The following is a 21,252-nucleotide window of genomic DNA, read 5'->3' on the forward strand; positions in this document are numbered from 1 at the left end:
CAGCGGCCTGGCGGCTACGCGGGACATGGGGTCGGTGCTCATTCCGGTAGGGGTGCACGTCATCAACAACGGGGCCGGCCTTGCCAACGGCGACATTCCCCAATCCCAGATCGATGCGCAGATCGCGGTGCTCAACAGCGCGTTTGCCAGCACGCCATTTCGCTTTGCGCTGGTGCCGAACGGCGTGACTCGCACCACCAACGCCGCCTGGTACGCCATGACGCCCGGCTCGGCCGCCGAGACGCAGGCGAAGGCGGCGTTGCGCGTGGGCAGCGCCGACACGCTCAACCTCTACACCGCCAACCCCGGGCAGGGCTTGCTCGGCTGGGCCACCTTTCCCTCGGACTACTCGAATGCGCAGAAGCGGGACGGCGTGGTGGTGCTGTTCTCGTCGCTACCGGGGGGCACGGCCGCGTCCTACAACGAGGGCGATACCGGCACGCACGAGGTCGGCCACTGGCTGGGGCTCTATCACACCTTCCAGGGCGGTTGCTCGACCACGGGCGACCAGGTCACCGACACGCCGGCCGAACGCTCGGCCGCCTTCGGCTGCCCGATCGGGCGCGACAGTTGCGCCGGCAAGAAGTTCGCGGGGCTGGACCCGATCACGAACTTCATGGATTACACCGACGATTCCTGCATGGTTCAGTTCAGCGGCGCGCAGACCTCGCGCGCCGATGCGCAGCATGCGCTGTACCGCTCGGTGCCTTGAAGAAAGCGGTTGCGGCGCAATGAAAAAGCCGGCGCACTGCGCCGGCTTTTTTTCGCCTTGAAGGGCGCTGCCGCTACAGCACTTCGGAGGCGTAGTCCGCCAGCCGCGAGCGCTCGCCGCGCGCCAGCATGACGTGGCCCGAATGCGGCCAGCCCTTGAAGCGGTCGACCGCATAGGTCAGGCCCGAGCTGCCTTCGCTCAGATAGGGCGTGTCGATCTGCGCCAGGTTGCCCAGGCAGACGATCTTGGTGCCCGGACCGGCGCGCGTGATCAGCGTCTTCATCTGCTTGGGCGTGAGGTTCTGCGCCTCGTCGATCAGCACGAACTTGTTGAGGAAGGTGCGCCCGCGCATGAAATTGAGGCTCTTGATCTTGATCTTGCTGCGCACCAGGTCGTTGGTCGCGGCGCGGCCCCATTCGCCGGCGCCACCGCCTTCGTTCTTGGCCAGCACCTCGAGGTTGTCGTCGAGCGCGCCCATCCACGGGCCCATTTTTTCTTCTTCGGTGCCGGGCAGGAAGCCGATGTCCTCGCCCACCGGCACCGTCACGCGCGTGACGATGATCTCGGTGTAGCGGCGGTCGTCCATCACCTGCGAAAGACCGGCGGCCAGGGTCATGAGCGTCTTGCCGGTGCCCGCCGTGCCGGTGAGTGTGATGAAGTCGCAGTCCGGGTCCATCAGCAGGTTGAGCGCGAAGTTTTGTTCGCGGTTGCGCGCGGTCACGCCCCAGACGGCGTTCTTGTTGTGCGAGTAGTCCTTCAGGGTCTTGAGCACCGCGGTCTTGCCGGTGATTTCGGTCACCTTGGCGTACAGCGGCGCGGCGCCGGGCGTCTCCAGATAGACGAACTGGTTGACCATGAGCACCGGCACCAGGGGGCCGGCGATGCGGTAGAAGGTGGCGCCGCCTTGTTGCCAGCTTTCCATCGTCTTGCCGTGGCGCTCCCAGAAGTCGGCCGGCAGCGGCAAGAGGCCGGTGTAGAGCAGGTCGCCGTCCTCGAGCGTCTTGTCGTTGAAGTAGTCCTCGGCCGGCAGACCCAGCGCGCGCGCCTTGACGCGCATGTTGATGTCCTTGGACACCAGCACCACGTCGCGCCCGGCTTGCTGCTCGCGCAGGCCCTGCACCACGCCGAGGATCTGGTTGTCGGCCTTGCCTTGGGGCAGGCCCGCGGGCAACTTGACGTCGAGCAGCGTGGTCTGGAAGAACAGCTTGCCGCCGGCTTCTTTGTGGCCCGTCTTGGCCAAGGCGATGCCGGCGGTGACGTCGAGCTGCCGGGCGTCGGGACCACCGGCCAGCGCGTCGAGCTCGCGGCTCACCTGGCGCACGTTGCGCGACACCTCGCTCATGCCCTTCTTGTGGCTGTCAAGCTCTTCGAGCGTGATCATCGGCAGGTAGATGTCGTGCTCCTCGAAGCGAAACAGCGACATCGGGTCGTGCATCAACACGTTGGTGTCGAGCACGAACAGCTTGGCCGGGCCGATGCTGCGCGGCTTGCGCGGCTCGCGCGGTTTGGGCTCGGGCAAGGGGGCGCGACTCGCCACCTTCACCGGCAAAGTGCCGCCGGTGGCCGGCACCGGGCGCGCCGGGGTCTTGGCGGCCGGCGCCTTCAGGTCGGGGTCGAACAGGTCGAGCAGGGCCGCGGGCGGCTCGTCACTGCGAGCCGCGCGTGGCACCGGGCGCGGCGCGGCCTGGGAGTCGAAGTCGCTCGCGCTGAGGAGGGAAGCTTTCTTGACGGGCGGTTTGGGCAGGGGCATGGACTTGGGTGATCTTTGAAAACAAAAAGCCGCGCAGAGATGATCTGCGCGGCTTGCCTGGATGCGGTGAGGGCCTCACATGCATGAATCGATTATGCACAGCGGCCCTGCGGCTTCAATGAGGAAACGACTCGCCCTGATGGCGTGTCAGGCGGCGGCCTTTTTCAGGGACTTGACGGCCTTGAGCACTTCATCGACATGGCCCGCGACCTTGATGCCGCGCCACTCGGCGACGAGCACGCCCTTGGGGTCGACGAGGAAGGTGCTGCGCTCGATGCCCTTGACCTTCTTGCCGTACATGATCTTGTTCTTGACCACGCCGAACATGTGGCAGAGCTTTTCTTCGGTGTCGGCGATCAGTTCGTAGGGCAGCTCGAGGTTCTGCTTGAACTTGTCGTGCGAGGTCATGTTGTCGCGCGAGACGCCGAACACCACGGCGCCGGCCTTGATGAAGTCTTTGTGGCGGTCGCGGAACTGCATCGCTTCGGTGGTGCAACCGGGGGTGTTGTCCTTGGGGTAGAAGTAAAGGATGACCGTCTGACCCAGGTAGGCCTGGGGCGTGAACTTCGCGCCACCGGTGGCCTGCGCTTCAAATTCCGGGAGGGCTTTGTTGAGAGCGGGGGTCATGTAAATGCTGCAAGTTGAGGGCCCCGGGCGAGGCTAGCCGGCGATTATAAAGGCGCCGATGGGGTCTTTCGAACGCCTTGAATCGGCGCGAGCAGCAGCGCCGCGACGACGCTGCGGCCTTCGGCCACCAGCAGGTTGTAGGTGCGGCACGCAGCGGCCGTGTCCATGGTCTCCACACCGATGCGGCGCTCGATCAAGGGGCGCAGCAAGGCCGGGTGGGCGAAGCGCAGCGCGTGGCCGCTGCCGAACAGCACGAGTTCGGGCTCGAGCTCGGCCACCGCCTCGAAGTCGGCGACGCCCAGCTCATCGACGTTCGCGGGACGCCAGGCCGTGGCCTCGCCCTGCCACGGCAGCAGCAGGCTGTGGTGCCAGGTGCGCTCGCCGATGCGCACGCTGTCGCTTGTATAGCCGCCGATGACGTTGACGCCGACGATGCGGTCTGGCTGCAGTTTCATGGGTGAGTAGGCCGGGCGTTGGTGGTGGCGCGAGAGGGTCGCGCCGACGCCCTGTGTTCTAATTTTAGACCCCGCTTTTTCCCTCCCGACCGGAGCCCGCGTGTCCAAGCCCATCGCCAAATCCAGCAAGCTCGCCAACGTCTGCTATGACATCCGTGGCCCGGTGCTCGACAAGGCCCGCCAGATGGAAGAAGAGGGCCACAAGATCATCAAGCTCAACATCGGCAACCTGGCGGTGTTCGGCTTCGATCCGCCCGACGAGATCGTGCAGGACATGATCCGCAACCTCGCGCACACCGCGGGCTACACCGACAGCAAGGGCATGTTCGCGCCGCGTCGCGCGGTGGTTGGCTACACGCAGGAAAAGAGCGTCACCGGGGTGGGTGTCGACGATGTCTACCTGGGCAACGGTGCGTCCGAACTCATCGTGATGAGCCTCAACGCCCTGCTCGACAACGGCGACGAAGTGCTGGTGCCCGCACCCGACTATCCGCTGTGGACGGCCGCGGTGTCGCTCTCGGGTGGCAACCCGGTGCATTACCTGTGCGACGAGCAAAGCGAGTGGATGCCCGACATCGCCGACATCCGCAGGAAGATCACGCCCAACACGCGCGCCATCGTCGTCATCAACCCCAACAACCCGACCGGCGCGCTCTATCCCGAGACCTTGCTGCAAGAGCTCGTCGAGCTGGCGCGTCAGCACCAGCTCATCGTGTTTGCCGACGAGATCTACGACAAGACGCTCTACGACGGCAACACCCACACCAGCATCGCGTCGCTGGCCGATGACGTGCTGTTCGTCACCTTCAACGGCCTGTCCAAGAACTACCGCGCCTGCGGCTACCGCGCCGGCTGGATGGTGGTGTCGGGCAACAAGAAGATCGCGGGCGACTACATCGTGGGTCTCAACATGCTGGCCTCGATGCGGCTGTGCTCCAACACGCCGGGGCAGCTCGCCATCCAGACCGCGCTCGGCGGCTATCAGAGCATCAAGGACCTGGTGGCGCCCACCGGCCGACTGGCGCGCCAGCGCGACATGGCCTACGAGATGCTGAGCGCCATTCCGGGCGTGAGCGTGGTGCGGCCGAAGGCGGCGCTCTACATGTTCCCGCGCCTGGACCCGAAGATGTACCCGATCGAAGACGACCAACAGTTCGCCTACGAACTGCTGGCCGAGGAAAAGGTGCTGATCGTGCAGGGCACCGGCTTCAACTGGGCCCGCCCCGACCACTTTCGCGTCGTGTTCCTGCCTAACTCCGACGACTTGAGCGACGCGATCAACCGCATTGCCCGCTTCCTCGACCACTACCGCAAGCGCAACTCGCAGTGAGTGCCGGCGCTAGCCGCCTTCTTTCAAGAATCCTGTCCATGAAACCCATTCAAGTCGGCCTGCTCGGTATCGGCACGGTCGGTGGCGGCACCTTCAAGGTGCTGCGCCGCAATCAAGAAGAAATCCGGCGCCGCGCCGGCCGCGGCATTGAAATCACGATGGTGGCCGACCTCGACACCGAGCGCGCCAGAAGCATCGTCGGCGACGGCGTCGAGGTCGTCTCCGATGCGCGCGCCGTCATTGCCAACCCGCAGATCGATATCGTCATCGAGCTGATCGGCGGCTGCGGCATCGCCCGCTCGTTGGTCATGCAGGCCATTGCCGCTGGCAAGCACGTGGTCACCGCCAACAAGGCGCTGCTCGCGGTCCACGGCACCGAAATTTTTGCGGCCGCGCATGCCAAGGGCGTGGTGGTGGCCTTCGAGGCGGCGGTGGCCGGTGGCATTCCGATCATCAAGGCGCTGCGTGAAGGGCTCACTGCCAACCGCATCGAGTGGATCGCCGGGATCATCAACGGCACGACCAATTTCATCCTCTCGGAAATGCGCTCCAAGGGGCTGGACTTCGGTGTCGTGCTGAAGCAGGCTCAGGCGCTGGGCTATGCCGAGTCCGACCCCACCTTCGACATCGAAGGCATCGATGCCGCCCACAAGGCCACCATCATGAGCGCCATCGCCTTTGGCACGCCGGTGCAGTTCAGCGCGGCTTACGTGGAAGGCATCACGCGGCTGCAGGCGGCCGACATTCGTTATGCCGAACACCTGGGTTACCGCATCAAGCTGCTGGGCATCACCAAGCGGCGCAACGACGCCGACGGCCGCGGCATCGAACTGCGCGTTCACCCGACCTTGATCCCGGCCACGCGGCTGATCGCCAACGTCGAAGGCGCGATGAACGCCGTGGTGGTCAACGGCGACGCCGTCGGCTCCACGCTCTATTACGGCAAGGGCGCGGGTGCCGAGCCCACCGCGTCGGCCGTGGTCGCCGATCTGGTGGACGTGACGCGGCTCATCACCGCCGACCCGGACCACCGCGTGCCGCACCTGGCGTTCCAGCCCGACTCGCTGGCGGCCACGCCCATCCTCGCGATCGAGCAGGTCATCACCGCCTTCTACCTGCGCCTGCAGGTGGTCGACGAGGCCGGCGTGCTCGCCAACATCACGCGCATCCTGGCCGAGCATTCGATCTCGATCGACGCGGTGCTGCAGCGGCCCAACCGAGATGCCGGTGCCGCCGGCGAGCGCCAGACCGACCTCATCATCCTCACCCACGACACGCTCGAAGGCCGCATGAACGCCGCGCTCGCGAAGATGCAGGCGCTGCCCACCGTGCTGGCGCCGATCGTGCGCATCCGCAAGGAAGAGCTGTCCTGAATGAGCCGCAGCACCGATGGCCACGCTCGTCACCGTGCTGACCCTGGTCGCGCTGGTGCGTTTGTGCGACCTTGGTTTCAAGCCGCTCGAACTGGCGCTGTTCCTGATGGTGATTGCCGGCGCCGCGCAGTGGGGCTTGCTGCCGCTCCAACGCTGGCTGCTCGACGTGGCCGGCACGTTCACCCTGAGCGCGGCCTGGTTCTGGAGCCTGCAGGCCAGCGACCACATCGGCGGTCAAGGCCTGCACTGGCTGCTGCTGATCGGCGGCTTCGTGCTGCTGCTGGGCGCGCGGCTTTATGTCGACCTGATCGTCTATGGCGCAGGCTTCTGAAGCCCTCGCGGAGTGCTGGCTCGTGAACTACCTCAGCACCCGCGGCCTGCCGACCCAGGGGAGCACGCCGCGCGGCTTTTCCGACATCCTGCTCGAAGGCCTGGCGCCCGACGGCGGGCTCTACCTGCCCGAGCGCTATCCGCAGGTCGATGAATCGACCCTGGCGCGTTGGCGCGGCCTGGCCTACGCCGACCTGGCCTTCGAGATCCTCTGCCTCTATATCGGTGACCTGCCGCGGAGCGATCTGCGCGTGCTGGTCGACAAGACCTACACCAAAGAAATTTTCGGCACCTCCGAGATCACGCCGCTGAAGGTGCTCGAGCCGGGCCTGTGGCTGCAGGCGCTTTCCAACGGCCCGACGCTCGCCTTCAAGGACATGGCGATGCAGCTGCTGGGCAACCTGTTCGAGCACGAGCTGGCGCGCCGCGGTGAGACCCTCAACATCCTCGGCGCCACCTCCGGCGACACCGGCAGTGCGGCCGAGTACGCGATGCGCGGCAAGCGCGGTGTGCGCGTCTTCATGCTCAGCCCGATCGGCCGCATGAGCCCGTTCCAGCAGGCGCAAATGTTCAGCCTGCAGGACGCCAACATCCACAACCTCTGCGTCGAGGGCGTGTTCGACGACTGCCAGGACATCGTCAAGGCGGTCTCCAACGACCTGGACTTCAAGCGCCGCTTTCGCATCGGCACCGTCAATTCCATCAACTGGGCGCGCCTGTTGGCGCAGGTTGTCTATTACTTCGCCGGCTACTTCCAGGCTACGCGCAGCAACCAGGAGCGGGTGAGCTTTGCCGTGCCCTCGGGCAACTTCGGCAACGTCTGTGCCGGCCACGTGGCGCGCATGATGGGCCTGCCGATCGAGCGCCTGATCGTGGCGACCAACGAGAACGACGTGCTCGACGAGTTCTTTCGCACCGGCGCCTACCGCGTGCGCACGAGCGCCGATACACACGAGACCTCCAGCCCGTCGATGGACATCTCCAAGGCGAGCAACTTCGAGCGTTTCGTGTTCGACCTGCTCGGCCATGACGCCGCTGCCGCGGCGCGCACGCGGCAGCTGTTCGGCGAGGACGTGCCGCGACGCGGCGGCTTCACGCTCACGCCGGCCGAGTTTTCGCGAGTGCCCGAGTTCGGCTTTGTCTCCGGCAAGAGCACCCACGCCGACCGGCTGGCCACCATCCGCCACACCGCCGAGCACCACGGCATCACCCTGGACCCGCACACCGCCGACGGCCTGAAGGTCGCGCGCAGCTTGCGCCGGCCGGGCGAGACCGTGCTCGTGCTCGAGACCGCGCTGCCGATCAAGTTCGCGGCCACCCTCGTCGAGGCGCTGGGCCGCGAGCCCGAACGGCCAGCGGCGTTCGCCGGCATCGAGCAGCTGCCGCGGCGCTTCGAGCGCATCGCTGCCGATGCCGGGGCGGTGAAGGCCTTCATCGCCGAGCATTGCACTGCGTGAAGGTCGTCGCATGAAGGTCGTCGGTTTCTGCGGCTACTCCGGCTCGGGCAAGACCACCTTGGTGGAGCAGCTCGTCGTGCGGCTGCGGCTGGCCGGCCAGCGCGTCTCGGTCGTCAAGCATGCGCACCACCAATTCGACATCGACCAGCCCGGCAAGGATTCGCACCGCCACCGCGCGGCCGGCGCCTTCGAGGTGGTGATCGCATCGAACCGGCGCTTGGCCAAGATCCGTGAATACGAGGTCGAGGGCGATCTCAGCGTGCATCAGCTCATCGCCGAGCTGTCCAGGGACGTCGACTGGGTGCTGGTCGAAGGCTTCAAGCATGCCGACCTGCTCAAGATCGAGGTCTGGCGCGCGGCCACCGGCCAGCGCGTGCAATATCCGCACGACCCGTTCGTGGTGGCGATCGCCACCGACAGCCCGCAGGCCCTGCCGCAGCCGACCCTGCTGCCGGTGCTCGACCTCAACGATCCCGACGCGGTCACTGCGCACCTGCTCGGCCAGTCCGCCCGCCACGAGTACCGTTGCCCCTATGACGCAGATAACCAAGCCGCTTATGTCGACACCGCAGTCGACACCGCAGTCGACACTGCGCTCGACACCGCGGCCGATGCTGAGCCTGGAGCAGGCGCTCGAACGCCTGCTCGCCGCGACCCCGGCACTGGCTGAGACGCAAAGTCTCTCCACCTTCGATGCGCTTGGCCGTGTGCTGGCGGTCGACGTCGTCTCGACGCTCGACGTCCCGCCCGCCGACAACAGCTCGATGGACGGCTACGCCGTGCGCGCCGCCGACGTGGCCGCGGCGGCCGGCGGCGTACTGCCGGTGACCCAGCGCATCGCCGCCGGGCAGATCGGCGCACCGCTCCAAGCCGGCACCGCCGCGCGCATCTTCACCGGCGCGCCGGTGCCCGCGGGTGCCGATGCGGTGGTGATGCAGGAGCAGTGCGAGGCGGTCGATGGCGGCGTGCGCATCGCCGGTGTGCCGAGTGCCGGCCAGTGGATCCGGCGTCGCGGTGAAGACGTGCGGCGCGCCAGCCTGGTGTTGGCGCGCGGGTCGCGTCTTTCGCCGCAGGCGCTCGGTCTGGCCGCGTCGGTGGGTGCGGCGACGCTCGAAGTCGTGCGCCGCCCGAAGGTGGCGCTGTTTTCCACCGGCGACGAACTCGTCATGCCCGGCGAGCCGCTCCAGCCCGGCGCCATCTACAACTCCAACCGCTACACGCTGCGCGCGCTGCTGCAGGCGCTGGGTTGCGAGGTCGTCGACCTGGGCATCGTTCCCGACCGGCTCGACGCCACGCGTGACGCCCTGCGCCGCGCCGCCGCCGACTGCGACCTGATCCTCACCTCGGGCGGTGTCTCGGTCGGCGAGGAAGACCACCTCAAGCCCGCCGTGCAGGCCGAGGGCCGCCTGGACCTCTGGCAGATCGCCATCAAGCCCGGCAAGCCGCTGGCCTTTGGCGAAGTCCGGCGTGCGGGCGGGGGCAGGGCGCTGTTCATCGGCCTTCCAGGTAACCCGGTGTCGAGCTTCGTTACCTTCTTGCTTGCGGTGCGACCGGTGTTGCTGGCGCTGCAGGGCGTGCCGGCGCACGCGCCGCAGGGGATGCTGCTGCGTGCCGACTTCGACTGGCCGCGCCCAGACGCGCGCCGCGAGTTCCTGCGCGTGCGGCGCAACGACGCGGGCGACCTGGCGTTGTTTGCCAACCAGAGCTCGGGCGTACTGACCTCGGCCGTGTGGGCCGAGGGGCTGCTCGACAACCCGCCTGGCCACGCCATCGCGCGCGGCGATCAGGTTCGGTTCATTTCGTTTTCGGAGCTGCTCGGATGAAACGACTCAGTGGAGCGACGAGGCCGTTTGCCTTCGGCCCATTGCGGTCTTTGCTCCTCCTTCCCCCTCTGGAGGAAGGTTGGGATGAGGGCCAGCCGGGGGCTGCGCAAAGCCGCGGGCGGGTGGCGGGAAGCGCAAAGCCGCGGGCGGGTAGGCGGGAAGCGCAAGGCCGCGGGCAGGTGGGCAGCTGCGCTCCGGTGCCGCGGTCTCCGCTGCGCTGCGACTACCCTGCGGTGCTCGGTGCCCGTGGGCGAGCGCAGAACTCGCCCTTCTGTCCGCTGTGCGGCCAACGGTGCTCAGACAAAGCGCCCGACGTCGCCTTAGGGCGATGCGCAACCCACGGGCCCCTGCGCTCCTCGGCGCCGCACAGTCGCGCAGCCGCCCACCCGCCCGCGGCCTTGCGAGACACATCGGTTCCTTGCGGAGGCAACAAAACCAACGCGCCCGAGCGCTGCGGGGGTGCTCGTTGCCACTCGAAGCACGCCGCCCGTCCGCGGCTTTGCGCAGCCCCCGGCCGGCCCCTCTCCCCAGAGGGGCGAGGGAGCAAGGCAGACTCTCGCGCCCGGTCAGCGTTTCATGCGTCGCGGGTCGCGCGAAGCGCGGTGGAGTAACCGAGATGAAGGTCCGGGTTCGCTATTTCGCGTCAATTCGTGAGGCGCTGGGCGCCGGAGAAACGCTCGATCTCGCCGCGGGTACGACGCTTGCCGAGTTGCGCGAGCACTTGATCCTGCGCGGCGGCCGTCATGCCGAGGCGCTTGGACGCACGCGCGCGCTGCGCGCCGCTTTGGACCAGCGGATGGTCGAAGAAACCTTGCCACTCGAGCAGGATTGCGAGGTCGCCTTTTTCCCGCCCGTGACGGGGGGCTGAGCCGCCCTCGGCATTGCCGAAAGGGGGCGGCGCGGAACCGATACTCCTTGAAACGTGTCGACCTTGTCCTGGCTCCTATCCTGATTCTGTTTTCCTGCAGTGCCTGGCCCCCAAACGATGTCCGCTTCCGTTAAACCCAAGTCGCCTGAGCTGTCACTGGTGCACCCGATCGAGGCCATGTTGCGGCAGGTCACGACCGACCGCGACAGCTTGGCTTCGGGTACGGCGATCGGCAGCTTCGTGCTGCGCCGCGTGCTCGAGCGCGACGATTTCAGCGTGCTCTATCTCGCCAATGCCAGCGCTTCGGGCATGGAGCTGGGCATCGAGGAATTCGCACCGGTGGCGCTCGCCCTGCGCGACGACGGTGAGTTGCGTGCGCGCAGCGATGTGCAGTCCGAACTGCTGGCCGCCGGCCTGCAGGCCTTCCTGGAAGAGTCGGGCCAACTCGCTCGCCTGAGCCACCCGGCACTCGTCAGGATCGGGCCGGTGTGGCAGACGCGCGGCACCGCCTTTCGCCTGCGGCTCGATTTGCCCGGTCGCTCGCTGGTGCAGCTGCGTGCTGCGCTCGCCGCACCGCCCGACGAAGCCTGGTTGCGCCGCCTGATCGATCCGTTGCTGGGTGCGCTGGAGCACGTCCACGACGGCGGCCTCATCCACGGCAACCTGCGCCCGGGGCGCATCGTGGTGCAGCCCAACGGCGCGCCGCTGTTGCCCGACTTCGGCGCGCCGCGCCGGGCCGTCGCGGCGCTGGCGCCGTGGCTCGCGTCGGCGCCGGAGCCGGAGTTCCAGCCGCCTGAAATGCTCGACCCGGCACGGCGGCTCGAACCGTGGCCGCAAAGCGACCTCTATGCGCTCGCGGCGGTGCTGCAGTTCTGCATCACTGGGCAGGCGCCGCTGGCGGCGGCGCGTCGCCTTCAAGGGGAGCAGGCACCGCGGCTCGCACAGCAGCTCGTCGAGCTGCGTCGCCACAGCGGCAGCGCCCTTTATGGCGAGAGCTTCATCACCGCCATTGACCGCGCCTTTTCGCTCGACCCGGCCGAGCGGCCGGCCAGCGTGAAGGAATTTCGCGAGGACTTGCGGCCGCGTCTGACGCAGGCCTTCGTCGCACCGCGCCCCATCGAGCCGGTCTCGGTCGGCGAGCCGATGCAGGCGCAACAGGAGGCGCACGCGTCGCTGGGCATCGACGCGCCGGGGCCGACCGTGGTGGCGCCCGATCCGGTCGAACCACCGGCGTGGACGCCGGCGCCGCAGCAGCCCCCGGCGCCGGGCGAGGGGCCGCACCCGCTGGCGCCGTCGGCGCATTGGCCTGAAGAACCGTGGCCCACGCAAGACGCGGGCGAACAAGCCGCGGCGACCGCCGGGCAGCCCGATTCGCCCGGCCAACCCCTGCCCGAAACCCCGGAGCCGGCGAGCGTGCCGATGAGAGCCGAGCGCGACCTTGAACCCCAGTGGGCACCCGTGCCGCTGTATGCGGTGGACCCCGGCCCGACTGCGTCGCACGCTCCCGCCGAGGGTGGCTACGACGACGATGCGCGCGAGCCCCACCTGAGCTCATTGGCGCCTTTGCGCTCCGCGCCGTGGGGCCCACCGCTCGAGCGGCGGGCGCTGCGCTGGCCGTGGGTGGTGGGCGGCATGCTCGTCGGCGCGGCGTTCGCCGTTGCGTTGGCATTGGGTATGCGCAATGTGGCCGACGATGCCCGGCTCGCCTGGCTTGCCCGGGCCGTGACGCCGGCCGAGCGTGATGCGGCTGCGGGTCCGGCGGCTGAGCCGGTGCCGGTGACGCCAAGCGCCGCGCCGGCCGTGGCGCCCCCGACACCGACACCTGCTGCGCCACCGCCCACGACTGCAGCCTTTCCTGCAACGACCCCGGCCATCGGCGCCGCGGCAGATGCCACGCTTGCTGCGCCCGGCGCCGGTGAACGGATGAATGCCGCCCAAGGCGCTATCGCCGCCACGGGCCGCATCGTCGGGGCTCCTCTTGCGCCCACGCCGGCTGCGCAGCCGGGCTCGCCTGCGCGCGCCGCCGCTTCGCCCGCTGAAGCGGCCGCGCCGACATCGCCCCTTGGCGTGCCGGAGGCGCCAGCCGCCCCGCCCGCTGCCGCGACGGCGCCACCGCCCGCCGCCACGGCCGCACCGTTGTCACGCGCTGAGGCGGTCGCGCCATTGCGCAGCGTCGCTGCGCCGCAGGATCAACAGGCGCAGCCACGCCAGACCCCCCCGCCCCGCGCGCGCAGCCGCGTCGACGAAGCGGCGGTGGCTGCGCGTGCCAGGGAGCCGGCGTCGCCCCTCACCCCCGCCGCGGCCTGCGCGCCGCGCAGCAACTTCGCGCTCTACCAGTGCATGAAGACGCAGTGCGAGCTCGACCGCTTCTACGCGCATGCGCAATGCGTGCGACTGCGCCGCACCGACGAAGTGTCCCGATGAGATGACCGACCCCGCGCACGCCGGGTGCTGCCCTCATGGCACCGAGCGGCGCGGCGCCCCAACCCTCGGCGGGTGCGCGGCGTGACGGACAATCGGGCGCGATGAACGCTGCGCGAGTGACCATCCAGACCGGGGACTTCGACGTCTCCGCAGAGATCGCTGCGCTGCGCGCGGGCGATGGCGGCGTGGGTGCGGTGGCGAGCTTCATCGGCACCGTGCGCGACCGCAACGAGGGCGGCGGTGCGGGCGTCGTGCAGCGCATGGAACTCGAGCACTACCCGGGCATGACCGAGCGCGCCATCGAAGCCATGATCGACGAGGCGCAAGCCCGCTTCGACATTCGCGCTGCCCGCGTCATCCACCGCGTGGGGCCGCTCGAGATGGGCGAGCAGATCGTGCTCGTGGTGGTGTCGTCGGCGCATCGCGGGCAGGCCTTCCAAGCCTGCGAATTCATCATGGACTACCTCAAGACCGACGCGCCGTTCTGGAAGAAGGAACACACCGCCGAGGGCGCCCACTGGGTCGACGCGCGGGTGAGCGACGACGCCGCAGCGCGCCGCTGGGGCCTGAAGGCGAGCAACGCTTGAGCGGCTTGGGCGCCGCCTGGCCGCAGGCGCTGTGCGTCATGTCAGGTGCCGCGCTCGGCGCCTTGCTGCGCTGGCTCGCGGGCCTGTGGCTCAACCCGCTGTGGAGCGGCTTTGCGCTCGGCACGCTGGCGGTCAATGCCGCAGGCGGCCTGGCCATCGGCGTGGCGGCGGCGTGGTTCTCACAGCGACCGAATGAGCTGCTGCAACTGCTGCTCCTGACCGGCGTGCTCGGCGGCTTTACCACCTTCTCGGCGTTTTCAATCGAATCGCTGGCGCTGCTGCAACGCGGCGCGCTGGGGCTCGCAGTCGCGCACACGCTCGCGCATGTGCTCGGCGCGCTGGCCTCTGCCGCGCTCGGCTGGGTGATCGGGCAAGCCTGGCTTGCGGTGCGTTGAGCGGAGAACGGCCGGTTGCCGCATCGTGGCCAGTTCGGGACGGCAAAGTCCCTTTCATTCGTTGAGCCACCGGGAGCGCCGATCACCATGACGGAGACCGTGAGTTCGCGCAGTTGGATATCACTGCTGGGAACCAGCGCCCTCCTGGCCATTGCAACGATCTGCTGGCTTGTTTCGGCTCAAACTTGGGCGCCCTGGGTTGCGCTGGCATTTGGCGTCGCCGGTGTCGGAATGGCGTATCGACTGCTCCTGCCCATTGAAGCAACGTTGACCGTTGACGCTGAGGGAATTCGATGGTCAATTGCACAGCGTCGAATGACGAGCATCGCTTGGGCTGACATCCGTCACCTGCGTCAAAGCGAAGACGACGGCAGCTTTCGGCTCGATGTAGGAAGGATGCTGGAGTCACACATTCCCATGGACTTCCTGCGCACAGAAGAAACTCGGACACAGTTCCTCGGCTTGGTCGCAATCGCGAGGCCTGAGCTTGGTGTGAATGGGAGCCTGAGTGCAACACGGCGGCCTTGACCCTTTGTTCGATCGGGCGGGGAACGCAGTCATTGAACTCCAAACACCACGTCTGCGGCTTCGGCAATGGCGCTGGCGCCTCGCCCGAATTCATTGGGGCAGAGGCTTCGCCACCGAGGCAGCCCGAGCCGCTCTTCGCGTGGGTTTCGAGAGGCTCGCCTTGCCTGAGATCGTTTCGTTCACGGCCGCGCGCAACCTGCGGTCGCGAGCCGTCATGGAGCGGGTCGGTATGCGCAATGCCCAGCAAGATTTCGAGCATCCCGGCGTACCCGAGGGCAATCCGCTCCGCACGCATTGCCTGTATCGCCTTGGCAAAGTGCAGGGGCAAGTCAGTGACGTGCAAGGAGGACAGCGCTCGATGGAAACCGTCACGTAGCAGAGCCCCGACGTTCATTGGCAAGGCTTGCCGGCAACTCGGCGTCCTCGCAGCGCACTGTCAAGCCGGCGGGTTGCGCAAAGGCCGCGTAGCGGCCATGCTCGCACGCTTGCCGAGCCGCGCAAACGTCGCGAGTCACCTAGTTTCCACCGGAGGAGCCCATGAAAGTCTACGACTGGCATATCGCACCCAACCCGCGAAGACTGCACATCTATCTGGCTGAAAAAGGCATCAAGGTCGACCTGGAAGAGGTCAGCGGCGAAGGCTTCAGGCTGCTGCCTTCCTACATTGCCAAGTACCCGCACGCGATGGTGCCCATGCTCGAGCTGGACGACGGCACGCTGATCGGCGAGGTGATGGCCATTGCGCGCTACTTCGAGGAGCTTCATCCCGATCCACCGTTGATGGGCACGGACGCCAAGGACAAGGCCATCGTCGAAATGTGGGAGCGGCGCGCCAACGAAGAGGGCATGCTCGCGGCGTCGGAGTTGTTCCGCAACACGAACGACGCCTTTGCCGAGCGCGGCTTGCCGGGCTCGGCGTTGCCGGTTCCGCGCATCCCGGCGCTGGTCGATCGGGCAAACGCGCGACTCTCGCGGTTCTTCAGCAAGCTGGACAAGCAGCTCGCGGACAACGAATTCGTCGCTGGCTCGCGCTACACGATCGCTGACGTGACCACGCTGTGCGGCATCGATTTCGCCAAATGGACGGCGGTTGAAATACCGCCCGATCACAAGAACCTTCGCCGCTGGTACGACGCCGTTTCGGCGCGCCCGAGCGCCAAGGCCTAAGGGTTCGGACCAGGCATCGCGGCAACAAGGCATCGGCACCTGCCTCCAACGGTGCGCCATCGGGAGTGAACAATGAAGCGACTTCGCATGACGACGATTTCTTTCGGGCTGGCCATCGGTCTGCTGCTGCAGGGCGCGAGCCTGACGGCAGGCGCGCAAAGCACCGAGATCAAGACCGAATACCTCATGACGTACATGGCGCCGCTGGACGCGCCGTTGGCGGTCGACGGTTCGATGCTGGTCGTCAACGTCAAACCCACCGGGGGCTGGGCGAAGGGCCCGGCCATCAACGGGACTTTCGTTGCGCCCGGTGGCGACTGGTTGCGCGTGATGCCCTCAGGGGTGTTGCGCCTGGATGTGCGGGCCACGCTCAAGACCGACGACGGGGCGCTGATCCACATCTCCTACAACGGGGTGATGCAGCATTCGGCTGAAAGCGCCGAGAAGATGGCCAAGGGCGAGGTGCTCAAGACGAAGGACATGCCCTACTTCATGGCCGCGCCGACCTTCCAGACTTCGGCGCCCAAGTACGCATGGTTGAACGGCGTGCAGGCGATCAACAAGATGGTCGAGTTGAAGCTCGGCGAAGGCGGCTACGTCAAGTACGACGTCTTCGTCGTGCGCTGACACGCGCCGCTCAGGCGCTGCGGCGCCCTTGCGCGTCAGATCACCTGTCCTGCGCGGCGGCTCACCTCGCAGGCACCGATGCGCCACGACTGGTCGGGTTGGCGCTGCAGGCGGTAGACGGCCAGCCACACGGCACCCGACCCGTGGCGTCGGTGATGCGCACGCCTTGCGCCACGTCGCCGTCGATGAGTGCCGGCTCGAGGAAGCTCGTCGACGCCGGGCGGATCAGCATCGGGTAGCCGGCCCGCACCATGGCCATGAAGCGCTCGGGCGTGCCGAGCTGCTCGCGTAGGCCCGGCGCGGCCAGCGCGAAAGCGGCCGCGGCGTCGTCGGTGCGCAGCGCGTCGAGCTGGGCCTGCACCACCGCACGCGAAAATGAATTTAGCAAAGTGATCTCGTTGCGCAGATGAGCCTGGGGTGGTCGGCGCCTCTGCCGGCTCGGCTGCCGTCGGGCCCCGTGGCCGCGGGGCGCCTCTCTAGAATCCCCCGATGAGCCTGCCGTCCCCCGCTTTCGTCCACCTGCGCACCCACACCGAACACTCCGTCGTCGACGGCATGCTGCGCGCCGGCGACATGGTGGCCGGCGCGGTGGCCGATGGGCAACCGGCGCTCGCGATCACCGACCTGTCCAACCTGTTCGGCGCGGTCAAGTTCTACAGCGCGGCGCGCGGCAAGGGCCTGCAGCCGATCCTGGGTGTCGATCTGTGGCTGGAGCCGGAGGGCGGAGCCGGTGCGAGCGACAAGCAGCCCACCCGGTTGCTGCTACTGGCGCAAGACCGCAGCGGTTACTTGAACCTGTGTACGCTCATTTCACATGCCTGGACCGAGAACCTGCAGCGCCACCAGGCCTGCGTGGCATGGGCCAAGCTGGCGCAGCACACCGACGGCCTGATCGCGCTTTCTGGCGCTGACGTCGGCGCGGTGGGACAGGCGCTGCTGGCCGGTGATGCCGCGCGTGCGGAGGCGCTGGCGCTGCGACTGGCGCGGCTGTTCGCGGGCCGCTTCTACCTCGAACTGCAGCGCGCCGGGCAGCCCACCAACGAGCCGCACGTGCGCGCGGCGGTGCCGCTGGCCGCGCGCCTGGGCCTGCCGGTGGTGGCCACGCACCCGGTGCAGTTCTTCACGCCCGATGACTTTGAGGCGCACGAGGCGCGCGTGTGCATCGCCGAGGGCGAAACGCTCATCAACCCCAAGCGCATCAAGCGCTTCACGCGCGAGCAGTACTTCAAGACCGGCGCGCAGATGGCGGCCTTGTTTGCCGACGTCCCTTCTGCGCTCGCCAACACGCTGACGATTGCGCAGCGCTGCCACCTCACGCTCACGCTCGGCAAGCCGCAGTTGCCGGACTTTCCCATTCCGCTGGTCGAGGGCGAGCGCATGGCACCCGAGGCCTATTTCCGGCATGTCTCGCACACGGGCCTGGAGCTGCGGCTGCGCCAGCTCTACCCCGCGGCCGATGAGCGAGAGCGAGAGCGCGAGCGCCCGCGCTACGTGGAGCGGCTCGACTTCGAGATCGCGACGATCGTGAAAATGGGCTTTGCGGGCTACTTCCTGATCGTGGCCGACTTCATCAACTGGGCCAAGAGCCACCGCTGTCCGGTCGGGCCTGGGCGCGGTTCGGGCGCGGGCTCGCTGGTGGCGTATTCGCTCTCGATCACCGACCTGGACCCGCTGCGTTACAACCTGCTGTTCGAGCGCTTCCTCAATCCCGAGCGCGTGTCGATGCCGGACTTCGACATCGATTTCTGCCAGGGCAACCGCGAGCGCGTGATCGACTACGTCAAGCACAAATACGGCCGCGACGCGGTGAGCCAGATCGCCACCTTCGGCACCATGGCGGCCAAGGCGGCGCTGCGCGACGTGGGCCGCGTGCTCGGCATGGGTTACGGCCATGTCGACAGCATCGCCAAGCTGGTGCCGGCGCCGCCGGGCAAGACCGTCACGCTCAAGCGCCCGGGCAACAAGCCCGACCCCGGCCTGATTTATGCGCGCAAAGAGGCACCGGAGATCGAGCAGCGCGAGGCCAAGGAAGAAGAAGTCGCCGAGCTGCTGGCGCTGGCCGAGCGCGTGGAGGGCACGGTGCGCAACGTGGGCATGCATGCCGGCGGCGTGCTCATTGCGCCGGGCAAGATCACCGACTTCTGCCCGCTCTACCAGCAGCCCGGCAGCGACAGCGCGGTGAGCCAGTTCGACAAGGACGATGTGGAGGCGATCGGCCTGGTGAAATTCGACTTCCTGGGCCTGGCCACGCTCACCATCCTCGAGCTGGCCAAGGAGTTCATCGTCGAGCGCCACCCGGAGCGCGCGAGTTTCAGCTTCGAGGCGCTGCCGCTGGACGACCCCAAGGTCTACAAGCTGTTCTCCGAGGGTCTCACCGAGTCGGTGTTCCAGTTCGAATCGGCCGGCATGCAGCGCATGCTGAGGGACGCCAAGCCGAGCCGCATCGAAGACCTGTTCGCGCTCAACGCCATGTTCCGGCCGGGCCCGATGGAGATGATCCCGACCTTCTGTGCGCGCAAGCACGGCCGCGAGGCGGTGGAGTACCCGCACCCGCTGCTCGAGACGGTGCTCGGCGAAACCTACGGCGTGATGGTCTACCAGGAGCAGGTGATGCAGGCCGCGCAGGTGCTTGGCGGCTACTCGCTCGGCGGCGCCGACCTGCTGCGCCGCGCGATGGGCAAGAAGAAGGCCGAGGAGATGGCGCAGCACCGCGCCATTTTCCGCGCCGGCGCGGCGCAAAAGGGCATCACCCAGGCCAAGGCCGACGAGGTGTTCGACCTGATGGAAAAATTTGCCGGCTACGGCTTCAACAAGAGCCATGCCGCGGCCTACTCGCTGCTCGCGTACCACACCGCCTGGCTCAAGGTGCATCACCCGGCCGAGTTCTTCGCGGCCAACATGACGATCGAGATGGACGACGCCGACAAGCTGCGCGTGCTGGTGCGCGATGCCCGGCAGTTCGGCGTGGCTTTCGATGCGCCCGACGTGAATGCGGGTGTGTGGCGCTTCGAGCCGATCGACGCTGCGCGCCTGCGGGATGCAGGTAACGCACGCGGCTGCGGCCCGGACTCGGAGGGCGAGCGCGGCCGCGTCCCGAACGCTGATACCGAACGCGGCCGCGTTCCAGACTCGGACACCGAACGCGGGCGCGTTCGTTATGGCCTCGGTGCCATCAAGGGCACGGGGCAGGGCGCCATCGAGGCGATCGTGGCGTGTCGCCGCGAAGGAGGCGCGTTCACGAGCCTGTTCGACTTCTGCGCGCGCGTTGACCGCACGCGGGTGAACAAGCGCGTGGTCGACGCGCTCATCAAGGCCGGCGCCTTCGACGCGCTCGAGCCTGACCGCGCCGTGCTGATGGCCAGCGTGCCGCTCGCCCTCGACTACGCCGACACGCAAGCCGCTCATGCCGACCAGGGCGGGCTGTTCGACGCGGGCGACTCGCATGCCGCGTCGAGCAAGGAGCCGGCGTTGCAGGTGGCCGCGCCGTGGAGCGTGAAGGAGCGCCTCATGCTCGAGAAGCAGGCGCTGGGCTTCTATCTTTCAGGCCACCTGTTCGACGACTGCGAGGCCGAGGTGCGGCAGTTCGCCAAGCGCCGGATCGCCGACCTGCTGGACTCGCGCGAACCGCAGTTGCTGGCCGGCATCGTGACCGAGCTGCGCATCGTCAACGGCCAGCGCGGGCGGGTGGCGATCTTCAAGCTCGACGACAAGAGCGACGCGATCGAGGCGGTCGCCAACGAAGACCTGCTCAACCTGCACCGCGAGCTGCTGGTCGAAGACGAGTTCATCGTGGCGCAGGGCAAGGTACAGCCCGACCGCTTTTCCGGTGGTGGCCTGCGCCTGGCAGTGCAGCAGGTCTGGAGCCTGGCCGGCGCGCGCTGCCGCTTCGGCCGCTACTTGCGCGTGGCCGTGAACGGCAGCACGCCGCCGGTCGTCGAGCTGCTGCGCGAATTTCCGCCGCGCACCGTGCAGACCGAGCACGGCTCGACGCAGCAGGGCCTGGCGGTGCGGCTGGTGTTGGAGCGCGAGGCCGTTCGCGGCGAGCTCGACCTCGGCGACGACGGCCGCTTCTTCCCCACCGATGCGGCGCTGGCACGCTGGAACAACAGCACACACGGGCGCTCCACCGTGGTCTACGACTGATTTCGTTACACCTCGCGCAGCACCGAAACGTGACGTGCTGGCCACGCCGCGACACCCTGCGGCTCGAGAGTGTCAGCGCCTGCGGCAAGATGGCCGTTGTGCAGGTGACCTCAATAACGAAGGAGTTGAAGATGAACCAACGCATGCTTGCAGGTGCCGTGCTGGCCACCTTGATCGCCGCACCGGCGCTGGCCGCCGACGTGGGCATCTCGGTCAACGTGGGGCAACCGGGCTTCTATGGCCGCATTGACATCGGTAACGCCTATCCGCAGCCGGTGCTCGTGTACCCGCAGCCGGTGGTCATCGTGCCGGGCCCGGTGACGGTGGTGCAGCAGCCGATCTACCTACATGTGCCGCCCGGCCATGCCAACAACTGGGGCAAGCACTGCGGCCGCTACAACGCCTGCGGCCAGCGCGTCTATTTCGTGCAGGACAGTTGGTACAACCAGGTGTATGTGCCGTCCTATGGCGGCGGTCGCGGCTACGAGCGCGACGACCATGACCACGAACGTGACCGCGGGCACGGCAAGGGCAAGAGTCACAAGAACAAGAACAAGCACGACGACTGAGATGACGACCCCCACGCACCTGCGGTGCTGCCCCCCGAGGGGGCGCCCAGCCCTCTTGGGGCGACCCGGCGAGGGCTGAGATGACAC

20 protein-coding genes and 1 pseudogene are annotated in these 21,252 nt (G+C 67.8%); 17 read left to right on the forward strand and 4 right to left on the reverse strand.

The annotated features are described in order from the left end of the window. A partial coding sequence (locus RMO12_RS13785) for a zinc metalloprotease (protein WP_309639722.1) occupies positions 1–712 on the forward strand: 712 nt, incomplete at its 5' end. A 73-nt stretch (positions 713–785) separates the two neighbouring features. Here the strand turns inward: RMO12_RS13785 and RMO12_RS13790 are convergent. The 3 genes from RMO12_RS13790 to RMO12_RS13800 all read right to left on the reverse strand — a co-directional run bounded on the left by RMO12_RS13790 (position 786) and on the right by RMO12_RS13800 (position 3,544). Next, positions 786–2,462: a PhoH family protein gene (locus RMO12_RS13790; RefSeq protein ID WP_309639723.1), complete on the reverse strand. Its 1,677-nt coding sequence runs from the start codon at positions 2,460–2,462 to the stop codon at positions 786–788. A 147-nt stretch (positions 2,463–2,609) separates the two neighbouring features. Further along, on the reverse strand, positions 2,610–3,089 hold the full coding sequence (locus tag RMO12_RS13795) for a peroxiredoxin (RefSeq protein ID WP_309625067.1): 480 nt from the start codon (positions 3,087–3,089) through the stop codon (positions 2,610–2,612). Between the two features lie 44 nt (positions 3,090–3,133). Continuing rightward, on the reverse strand, positions 3,134–3,544 hold the full coding sequence (locus tag RMO12_RS13800; RefSeq protein WP_309639724.1) for an Mth938-like domain-containing protein: 411 nt from the start codon (positions 3,542–3,544) through the stop codon (positions 3,134–3,136). 100 nt (positions 3,545–3,644) lie between these two features. On the opposite strand from RMO12_RS13800, the gene RMO12_RS13805 reads away from it, so the two are divergent. The 14 genes and pseudogenes from RMO12_RS13805 to RMO12_RS13870 all read left to right on the forward strand — a co-directional run bounded on the left by RMO12_RS13805 (position 3,645) and on the right by RMO12_RS13870 (position 16,453). Continuing rightward, on the forward strand, positions 3,645–4,874 hold the full coding sequence (locus tag RMO12_RS13805) for a pyridoxal phosphate-dependent aminotransferase (protein WP_309639725.1): 1,230 nt from the start codon (positions 3,645–3,647) through the stop codon (positions 4,872–4,874). 38 nt (positions 4,875–4,912) lie between these two features. After that, positions 4,913–6,247: a homoserine dehydrogenase gene (locus tag RMO12_RS13810; RefSeq protein ID WP_309639726.1), complete on the forward strand. Its 1,335-nt coding sequence runs from the start codon at positions 4,913–4,915 to the stop codon at positions 6,245–6,247. 16 nt (positions 6,248–6,263) lie between these two features. Next, on the forward strand, positions 6,264–6,578 hold the full coding sequence (locus RMO12_RS13815) for a hypothetical protein (RefSeq protein ID WP_309639727.1): 315 nt from the start codon (positions 6,264–6,266) through the stop codon (positions 6,576–6,578). Positions 6,579–6,600: 22 nt separating this feature from the next. Further along, positions 6,601–8,034 carry a threonine synthase gene (gene thrC, locus RMO12_RS13820; RefSeq protein ID WP_309639728.1) on the forward strand — a complete coding sequence of 478 codons (1,434 nt, stop codon included), beginning with the start codon at positions 6,601–6,603 and terminating at the stop codon, positions 8,032–8,034. 10 nt (positions 8,035–8,044) lie between these two features. Then, positions 8,045–8,557: pseudogene (mobB, locus tag RMO12_RS13825) on the forward strand (molybdopterin-guanine dinucleotide biosynthesis protein B); the annotation flags it as partial. Between the two features lie 88 nt (positions 8,558–8,645). Continuing rightward, complete coding sequence (gene glp / locus RMO12_RS13830; RefSeq protein ID WP_309639741.1) at positions 8,646–9,857, forward strand: gephyrin-like molybdotransferase Glp; 1,212 nt, start codon at positions 8,646–8,648, stop codon at positions 9,855–9,857. A gap of 616 nt (positions 9,858–10,473) precedes the next feature. Then, positions 10,474–10,725 carry a molybdopterin converting factor subunit 1 gene (gene moaD / locus RMO12_RS13835; protein WP_309626108.1) on the forward strand — a complete coding sequence of 84 codons (252 nt, stop codon included), beginning with the start codon at positions 10,474–10,476 and terminating at the stop codon, positions 10,723–10,725. Between the two features lie 117 nt (positions 10,726–10,842). After that, entirely contained in the window at positions 10,843–13,149 is a 2,307-nt protein-coding gene (locus RMO12_RS13840; RefSeq protein ID WP_309639730.1) for a protein kinase domain-containing protein, read from the forward strand. Positions 13,150–13,250: 101 nt separating this feature from the next. Then, complete coding sequence (locus RMO12_RS13845; RefSeq protein ID WP_309639731.1) at positions 13,251–13,736, forward strand: molybdenum cofactor biosynthesis protein MoaE; 486 nt, start codon at positions 13,251–13,253, stop codon at positions 13,734–13,736. Next, on the forward strand, positions 13,733–14,131 hold the full coding sequence (gene crcB / locus RMO12_RS13850; RefSeq protein ID WP_309639732.1) for a fluoride efflux transporter CrcB: 399 nt from the start codon (positions 13,733–13,735) through the stop codon (positions 14,129–14,131). Before RMO12_RS13845 ends, crcB begins: the two co-directional genes overlap by 4 nt. An 87-nt stretch (positions 14,132–14,218) precedes the next feature. Further along, complete coding sequence (locus tag RMO12_RS13855; RefSeq protein WP_309639742.1) at positions 14,219–14,659, forward strand: hypothetical protein; 441 nt, start codon at positions 14,219–14,221, stop codon at positions 14,657–14,659. Next, on the forward strand, positions 14,640–15,035 hold the full coding sequence (locus RMO12_RS13860; RefSeq protein ID WP_405029684.1) for a GNAT family N-acetyltransferase; N-acetyltransferase: 396 nt from the start codon (positions 14,640–14,642) through the stop codon (positions 15,033–15,035). The genes RMO12_RS13855 and RMO12_RS13860 overlap by 20 nt, the downstream gene beginning before the upstream one ends. A gap of 161 nt (positions 15,036–15,196) precedes the next feature. After that, a complete protein-coding gene (locus RMO12_RS13865; protein ID WP_309639733.1) occupies positions 15,197–15,826 on the forward strand; it encodes a glutathione S-transferase in 630 nt (209 codons plus the stop codon). A gap of 87 nt (positions 15,827–15,913) precedes the next feature. After that, the gene (locus RMO12_RS13870; protein WP_309626955.1) at positions 15,914–16,453 is read left to right on the forward strand and encodes a DUF3237 domain-containing protein; all 540 of its coding nucleotides are present in this window, start codon (positions 15,914–15,916) and stop codon (positions 16,451–16,453) included. Between the two features lie 61 nt (positions 16,454–16,514). Here the strand turns inward: RMO12_RS13870 and RMO12_RS13875 are convergent, their stop codons facing one another. Next, the gene (locus tag RMO12_RS13875) at positions 16,515–16,841 is read right to left on the reverse strand and encodes a DUF4864 domain-containing protein (protein ID WP_309639734.1); all 327 of its coding nucleotides are present in this window, start codon (positions 16,839–16,841) and stop codon (positions 16,515–16,517) included. A 101-nt stretch (positions 16,842–16,942) separates the two neighbouring features. On the opposite strand from RMO12_RS13875, the gene dnaE reads away from it, so the two are divergent. Further along, the gene (gene dnaE / locus RMO12_RS13880; protein WP_309639735.1) at positions 16,943–20,596 is read left to right on the forward strand and encodes a DNA polymerase III subunit alpha; all 3,654 of its coding nucleotides are present in this window, start codon (positions 16,943–16,945) and stop codon (positions 20,594–20,596) included. A gap of 131 nt (positions 20,597–20,727) precedes the next feature. After that, the gene (locus RMO12_RS13885; protein ID WP_309639736.1) at positions 20,728–21,165 is read left to right on the forward strand and encodes a hypothetical protein; all 438 of its coding nucleotides are present in this window, start codon (positions 20,728–20,730) and stop codon (positions 21,163–21,165) included. The last annotated feature ends 87 nt before the right edge of the window (positions 21,166–21,252 follow it).

Source organism: Methylibium sp., assembly GCF_031393925.1.
Taxonomy (GTDB): Bacteria; Pseudomonadota; Gammaproteobacteria; order Burkholderiales; family Burkholderiaceae_C; genus Methylibium.

Coding starts and splice junctions, on each gene's coding strand:
- RMO12_RS13790 (WP_309639723.1), bottom strand. CDS start 2,462: ATGCCCCTGCCCAAACCGCCCGTCAAGAAAGCTTCCCTCCTCAGCGCG.
- RMO12_RS13795 (WP_309625067.1), bottom strand. CDS start 3,089: ATGACCCCCGCTCTCAACAAAGCCCTCCCGGAATTTGAAGCGCAGGCC.
- RMO12_RS13800 (WP_309639724.1), bottom strand. CDS start 3,544: ATGAAACTGCAGCCAGACCGCATCGTCGGCGTCAACGTCATCGGCGGC.
- RMO12_RS13810 (WP_309639726.1), top strand. CDS start 4,913: ATGAAACCCATTCAAGTCGGCCTGCTCGGTATCGGCACGGTCGGTGGC.
- RMO12_RS13815 (WP_309639727.1), top strand. CDS start 6,264: ATGGCCACGCTCGTCACCGTGCTGACCCTGGTCGCGCTGGTGCGTTTG.
- glp (WP_309639741.1), top strand. CDS start 8,646: ATGCTGAGCCTGGAGCAGGCGCTCGAACGCCTGCTCGCCGCGACCCCG.
- moaD (WP_309626108.1), top strand. CDS start 10,474: ATGAAGGTCCGGGTTCGCTATTTCGCGTCAATTCGTGAGGCGCTGGGC.
- RMO12_RS13840 (WP_309639730.1), top strand. CDS start 10,843: ATGTCCGCTTCCGTTAAACCCAAGTCGCCTGAGCTGTCACTGGTGCAC.
- RMO12_RS13845 (WP_309639731.1), top strand. CDS start 13,251: ATGAACGCTGCGCGAGTGACCATCCAGACCGGGGACTTCGACGTCTCC.
- RMO12_RS13855 (WP_309639742.1), top strand. CDS start 14,219: ATGACGGAGACCGTGAGTTCGCGCAGTTGGATATCACTGCTGGGAACC.
- RMO12_RS13865 (WP_309639733.1), top strand. CDS start 15,197: ATGAAAGTCTACGACTGGCATATCGCACCCAACCCGCGAAGACTGCAC.
- RMO12_RS13870 (WP_309626955.1), top strand. CDS start 15,914: ATGACGACGATTTCTTTCGGGCTGGCCATCGGTCTGCTGCTGCAGGGC.
- dnaE (WP_309639735.1), top strand. CDS start 16,943: ATGAGCCTGCCGTCCCCCGCTTTCGTCCACCTGCGCACCCACACCGAA.
- RMO12_RS13885 (WP_309639736.1), top strand. CDS start 20,728: ATGAACCAACGCATGCTTGCAGGTGCCGTGCTGGCCACCTTGATCGCC.